The organism is Streptomyces sp. NPDC001941, assembly GCF_040296945.1.
In the GTDB taxonomy this organism is placed as follows: Bacteria; Actinomycetota; Actinomycetes; order Streptomycetales; family Streptomycetaceae; genus Streptomyces.
This window is the reverse complement of record NZ_JBEOYE010000196.1, coordinates 1-5,910: the sequence shown is the minus strand read 5'-3', so window position 1 is coordinate 5,910 and position 5,910 is coordinate 1. Positions and strand designations below refer to the sequence as shown.

At 69.7% G+C, this 5,910-nt stretch carries 5 protein-coding genes; all 5 read left to right on the top strand.

Going from position 1 to position 5,910, the window contains the following annotated elements; genetic code table 11:
* On the top strand, positions 1-1,040 hold a 1,040-nt coding region (eccB, locus tag ABT160_RS46105; RefSeq protein ID WP_351656170.1), incomplete at its 5' end, for a type VII secretion protein EccB.
* A gap of 470 nt (positions 1,041-1,510) precedes the next feature.
* The gene (locus tag ABT160_RS46100; RefSeq protein ID WP_351656167.1) at positions 1,511-1,846 is read left to right on the top strand and encodes a hypothetical protein; all 336 of its coding nucleotides are present in this window, start codon (positions 1,511-1,513) and stop codon (positions 1,844-1,846) included.
* A 54-nt stretch (positions 1,847-1,900) separates the two neighbouring features.
* Positions 1,901-2,209, top strand: a complete 309-nt coding sequence (locus tag ABT160_RS46095) for a WXG100 family type VII secretion target (protein WP_351656164.1) — start codon at positions 1,901-1,903, stop codon at positions 2,207-2,209.
* 184 nt (positions 2,210-2,393) lie between these two features.
* On the top strand, positions 2,394-2,858 hold the full coding sequence (locus ABT160_RS46090) for a type VII secretion system-associated protein (RefSeq protein WP_351656162.1): 465 nt from the start codon (positions 2,394-2,396) through the stop codon (positions 2,856-2,858).
* Positions 2,859-2,965: 107 nt separating this feature from the next.
* Positions 2,966-5,910, top strand: a 2,945-nt coding sequence (locus tag ABT160_RS46085) for an AAWKG family protein (RefSeq protein WP_351656160.1), incomplete at its 3' end; no start/stop codon positions are given.

The following is a 5,910-nucleotide window of genomic DNA, read 5'->3' as shown; positions in this document are numbered from 1 at the left end:
ACCGGCCCGGCGCCACCGCCGTCGTCGCGGGCGCCCCGCTGGACTCCCGGGGCGTCGGCGGCGACAAGGCCGTGCTCGTGGCCGGCCCCGACCGCGCCGAGTACCTGGTGTGGCGGGGCAGCAGGCTCCCGCTGGACAAGGCGTCCGACGCCCGCAACGCCCTCGGGTACGGATCCCAGAAGCCCATGCCCGTCTCCGCGGCCTTCCTCGACGCGCTGGCCCCCGGACCCGCCCTGAAGCCGCCCGCCGTCGCGGGACGCGGCCAGCGCGGCCCGGTGATCGACGGCGCCGAGAGCCGGATCGGCCAGCTGTTCACGGTCAGCGTGCCCGGCGGCGGCAGCACCTACCACCTGCTCCTCAAGGACGGCCTGACCCCGCTGACCCGCCTGGGAGCGGCCCTCGTGCTGGGGGACCCGGCCACCCAGAAGGACGCCTACCAGGGCGGCTCGCCCAAGGCCCGCGTCGTCGGCGCCGACGTCCTGCGCACGCACCGGGCGAAGGCCGCGCCCGCCGCCGCGACGGGCGAGCTGCCCGACGCGCCCCCGACGCCCCAGGCCACGCCCCGCGGCAGCGCCCTGTGCGCGCAGGTGGAGGGCGACGACGGCGGCACCCGCATCCGCTCGGTCCTGGCGCCGCTGGCCGGGCTGCACCCGGTCGTGGAGCCGGAGGGCGCCGCGCCGCCGCTCGCCCGCGCGTGCGTGCGTACGGACGCGGTGGTGGTACGACCCGGACGCGGCGCCCTGGTCAGGGCCCTGAACGCGAGCGGCGCCGCCCACGCGGGCACCACGTACCTGGTCGCGGAGAACGGCGTGAAGTACCGGGTTCCGGCCAAGGACGCGCTGGCGGCGCTCGGTTACGGGACCGGGGACGTCGGGTCCGTACCTGCGCCCCTGCTCGCGGCCCTGCCGACCGGGGCGGACCTGGACCCGGTCGCCGCCACCGGCGCCGCGCAGCCCAGTATCACGGCCCCGCGCTGCGGCACGGAGGACAAGGAGCAGGAGGGGAAGGACGGGGCGGCCCGGACCGACGCGTCGCCCTGACCCGGCCGTGCCCCCGCGCGCGTACCGGAAGGGAATCAGGTCCGCGCGCGGAGGGAAACACCCGTTGCCCATAAGGGAATCGGCGGGTGCACCCGGAGGGAGAAACCTCAGGGGAACCTCAGACATTCGCCGACGCGCATTGTTCCGGGGAAATCACGTGGTATTGATTCCGGGGATGCGGGCCCAGTTCTGCCCGCACGGTCCCAAACGGGCATCGGGCGCGCCTGTTTGGCCGTTCCGGGCGCCGGTTTCCCGCCCGTTTCGCTCGTACGCGGGCCAGTCGCGGCCTTGTGCCGGGACGCAGGGTTCACCGGACCGAAACTCTTCCTCAACTCCATTGCCGCGCAGGGCCGATGGTGAACTGTCCTATGCTCAAATCTTCCCCACACGCGTTGCGCGGAACACGAGGTTCTCTTTAGCCTCAGCGGGCAACAGCGCAACAGCACACGCCTGAAGGAAGGAAGCGCGACATGGCGGACACTGCCGCGAGGAAAGCGGACTATGCCAAGGGCTTGGGAGGCGTCTCCTCCCTGGAGTCGGCCCGCAGCGCGGTCGAGAAGATCCAGAACAACGTGGCCGAGATCGCGGCGCGTTCGGGTGTCGGAGGCGACGAGGGCCAGGCCCTGCTGAAGCTGTTCCGCAGCTGGAACGGCGAGGCGCAGAAGGTCGTCGTGCAGATCAGCAAGATGGTCGACGCGCTCCAGGAGAACGTGACGTCGGCCAACCGCCTGGCCAAGGAGAACCAGGACCTCACCGAGGTCCTCAACAGCAAGACCAGCCAGGGCGTCTTCGAAGCGCTGCGCTGACCCGTCACCCCCCACCCGGGCCGCACCGCGCCCGGCCGCAGGAGAGGAGCCGTCATGGCCGACGGCATCATCGATGTCCAGTACGCCACGGTCCGCAACGCGATCGAGGAGCTGAAGGACCAGACGCAGCAGATCATCAACACGCTCAACAACCTCGAGGACGAGCTGAAGCCGCTCATCAGCTCCTGGGAGGGTGACGACCAGGAGATGTACCGCCAGGTCCAGATCGAGTGGGACCAGGCCACCAAGAACATGGCGCTGCTCCTCGGTGACAGCGGTGAGCTGATCCAGAGCATCCACGACAACCACTCCCGTGACGAGCGCAAGAGCGCCGACAACTGGGGCAGCGTGCGCGCCCGCTAGGACCCGACCGGGGTCCGGACCCGCCGTACGGGCGCGGAGCGGACCCCCGGCGTCCCGCGCGCCCACCCGGCATCCGGGGCCGCCGGCCGGGCGCCACCCGTACGCGGGAGTGCCCGGCCGGCACACGCGCGGCGCCGCCACCCCGCCCCCGTGGAACCATCCCCCAACCGCAGGAGGACCTCCCGTGGCCGAAGACAAGGCCGACGTCAAGCACTTCGACCTCAAGCAGATGGAGAACTTCCGCGACCACGAGGTGCAACCCGTCCACGACCAGGCGAAGCTCCACCGCGAAGGCAGCGACAAGGTCCACGTCAAACCACTCCACGAACTCCTCGACGGCCACGTCACCGAGGGCAACCTCGCCCAGGACAAGCAGCTCCTGCGCCTGGGCAAGATGGTCACCGACCCCCTCGTCTCCGCCCCCAAGCTGATCGAGAACGTGAAGACGGCCGCCACGACCCTCGACAAGCTCCTCGTCGACCAGATGAAGCTCTTCAAGGAGATGAAGGAAGCGCTCACGGAGACGATCGAGGAGGCCAACAAGACGAAGAACAAGAACCTCGACGCGATCGAGGCGGAGACGCTCCTCCAGACCTTCGACGAGGTGGACGCCCTCACCAGCGGCGGAACGGAAGAGAAGAAGTCCTGACCCGCCCGCGGGCCCGGCCCGCGCCCGTGTGACCCGCGCCCGGCCGCGAGCTGGCACCACCAGGAGGTGCGCCCGGCCGGACGAGATCCGACCAGAAAGGACCCCCGGTGGCCGACCGGTACGACCCCAAGTCCGTCGACAACGTCACGTCGTTCAACGACAACGCCGACCCGGGCGAGGACCGCTGGGCCACCCTGGTCAAGCACATCACGGGCTACCCCATGCCGGACCGCTCCAAGGTCTTCGACACGCTCCGCTCCGACCACGGCGGCAAGCTCTTCCGGATGGACATCAAGGAGCGCAGCCTCAGCCTGCTCGTCAAGGACTCCGGCTTCCTGACGAACAAGGGCGAGGACTACGACATCTGGTTCTTCGACAGCGGCAAGAAGCGCTCCATCATGCAGGCCCGCATCGTCTTCGAGGGCCGCGTGAAGTCCGGCGACGAGATCATCTTCGACTCCCCGGGCACCACGGACGACGTCCGCAACGCCCAGGTCCGCGAGGGGAACGACTTCACGGACTACAACAAGGACAAGATGAGCACCAAGACGCTCGCCCAGTACATGAACGGGCCGCGCAAGGCGCTCCTCGAACTCCTCGACAGCGGCACCACCGAGCACGCCCGCTTCAGCAGCCTCGGCGTGCCGGGCCCCGACATCGTCGACCTCGGCTCCTTCACCACCACCGGCGAGTCCTTCGACTTCGCCGCCGCCTTCTTCACCGAGCAGGCACCGGTCCTCAAGGACTGGGAGGACCGGTTCGGCCGCGACGACGCCAGCTGGAAGGGCGAGGCCGCCGACGTCTTCCGCAGCCTCATCAAGAAGATCCGCGAGAACTACGACAGTTACGTCGAGACCTTCAACTCCAAGCCCAGCGAGGGCGACGGCACGGGCAAGACCGTCTACTCCCGCGCCCTGTCCCTGGGCAAGAAGTACATGGAGGACGCGGCCAGGGACCTGCTGAAGGCCTGGCTGGAGTGGGCCAACTCGCCCTACTACGACCCGCACCGCGTCCTGCGGTACGTCCTCGACGACCTCGCGATCTGGGTGGACCAGCACAACGTCACCCAGACGGACATCAAGTCGACCACCACCCGCTACACCACGACCGTCAGCCACAGCCCCAAGGGCGAATTCACCCAGGTGCACCCCGAGTACGGCGACCTCACCGACATCGCCAACTGGGCCAAGGTCGGCGACAAGGCCGCCAGGATGTGGACGCAGGCCGTGGACGAGCACCTGGGCGGCCCCGCCGCCAAGGTGCAGGCGGCGCTGAACAACCACTTCGTCGACCTGGGCGCCGACTTCTCCGACAACGTGCCCAAGCCCAAGTCCACCAGCACGGCGTCGGACGAGTACGAGAAGAAGAAGGCCAAGGAGGAACAGGACGAGATCAAGAAGCAGAACGAGGAGAACAAGAAGTACCAGGAGGAGCTGCGCAAGGAGCAGGAGAAGCAGCGGGAGGAGGACAAGAAGTACCAGGAGGAGCTCCGCAAGGAGCAGGAGGAGCAGCGCGAAGAGGACAAGAAGTACCAGGAGGAGCTGCGCGCCGAGCAGAAGGCCCAGCGCGAGGAGGACAAGAAGCTCCAGGACGACCTGCGCAAGGAGCAGAACGAGCAGCGGGACGAGGACAAGAAGTACGCGGAGGAGTTGCGCGACGAGCAGAAGCGCGAGCAGGAGGAGGCCAAGAAGGAGGCCGAGGCCCAGCAGAAGGCCGTCACCGAGAGCCTCGGGGGCCTGAACGACCCCAACTCCCCGAAGAACCAGGACCTCGACATCAACAAGCTGCTCGGCGACAAGCCGGTGACCGAGAGCCTGGGAGACCTCAAGGGCCTGAACCAGCAGGGCGGCAACGACGGCACCCAGCCGCCCCCGGTCACCACCAACCTGGGCAGCCCCCTCGGGCTCAACCCCGGTGGCAACGCCAACGCGCCCGGTGGGCCGAACAGCAAGAACAACGACGCCCTCAACGACGAGATCACCAAGAACCTCGGCAGCATCGGCGACCTCAACGGCTCGCACGGCTCCGTGGACACCCCGACCGGCGGCTCCACCCGGCTGGACTCCGACAAGCTCACCACCGACTTCCCCGACGGCAGCTCGACCAGCTTCGACCCGAAGACCGGCGTGGTCACGACGACCCACCCCGACGGCAGCGTCACCACGCAGGACCTGGGCAACGGCACCCGGCTGACCAACCCGGACGGGTCGGTCACCTCCCTCGGTGACGACGGCAAGCTGACCACCACCTTCCCCGACGGCTCCCGCCAGGTCGCGGACCCCTCAACCGGCCAGGTCACCTCCACCGACCCCGACGGCAGGACCACCACCCAGAACCTGGGCAACCTCGGGGACCTCAACCACAAGAACGGCCTGGACGGGCTCCCCGACCTCAACCCCGACCTGCCCACGGAGACCACCGGCGACCTGGGCCACCTCGGCGACCTCAACAGCGGGCACGGCCTCGCGACCCCGACCGGCGGACACGTGGTGGCGGGCGACAACGGCTTCACCACCACCTTCCCCGACGGCAGCACCTCGGTGTTCAACCCGGACAACGGGACGCTCGTCACCACCCACCCCGACGGCTCCACCACGACGACCGACCTCACCCACGGCGCGAAGGTGGCGAACCCGGACGGGTCGAGCACGGTCCTGGACAACGGGCACCTGAAGACCACCTTCCCCGACGGCAGCAGCCAGAGCATCGACCCGGACACCGGCGTCACCACCGTCACCGACCCGCAGGGCCACACCCGTACGGTCGACCTGGACGGGCTCAACTCGCAGGCGAACCAGGACCGTACGGACCTCCTCGACGAACTGCGCGGGCTCGGCTCCCACGACGGCCCGAACGCCCCCGGCGGTGGCGGTGGCGGCGACGGCGTCTCCACCCGGGACCTCGACCTCTCCGGCCTGGGAGTCCACGCGGGCGCCACCGGCTCCGTCGGCGACCCGGGCGGACTCGGCGCCTCCTTCGCCGCGCAGGCCCCCGCCGGCGCCGGGGTCGCCCCGCTCACCGACGGCGCCGGCGTCACGGGCGGCGGCGGTCC

Bases quoted from the DNA above. Each gene is read 5' to 3' on its own strand.
- ABT160_RS46095 (WP_351656164.1), top strand. From the start codon at position 1,901: ATGGCCGACGGCATCATCGATGTCCAGTACGCCACGGTCCGCAACGCG.
- ABT160_RS46100 (WP_351656167.1), top strand. From the start codon at position 1,511: ATGGCGGACACTGCCGCGAGGAAAGCGGACTATGCCAAGGGCTTGGGA.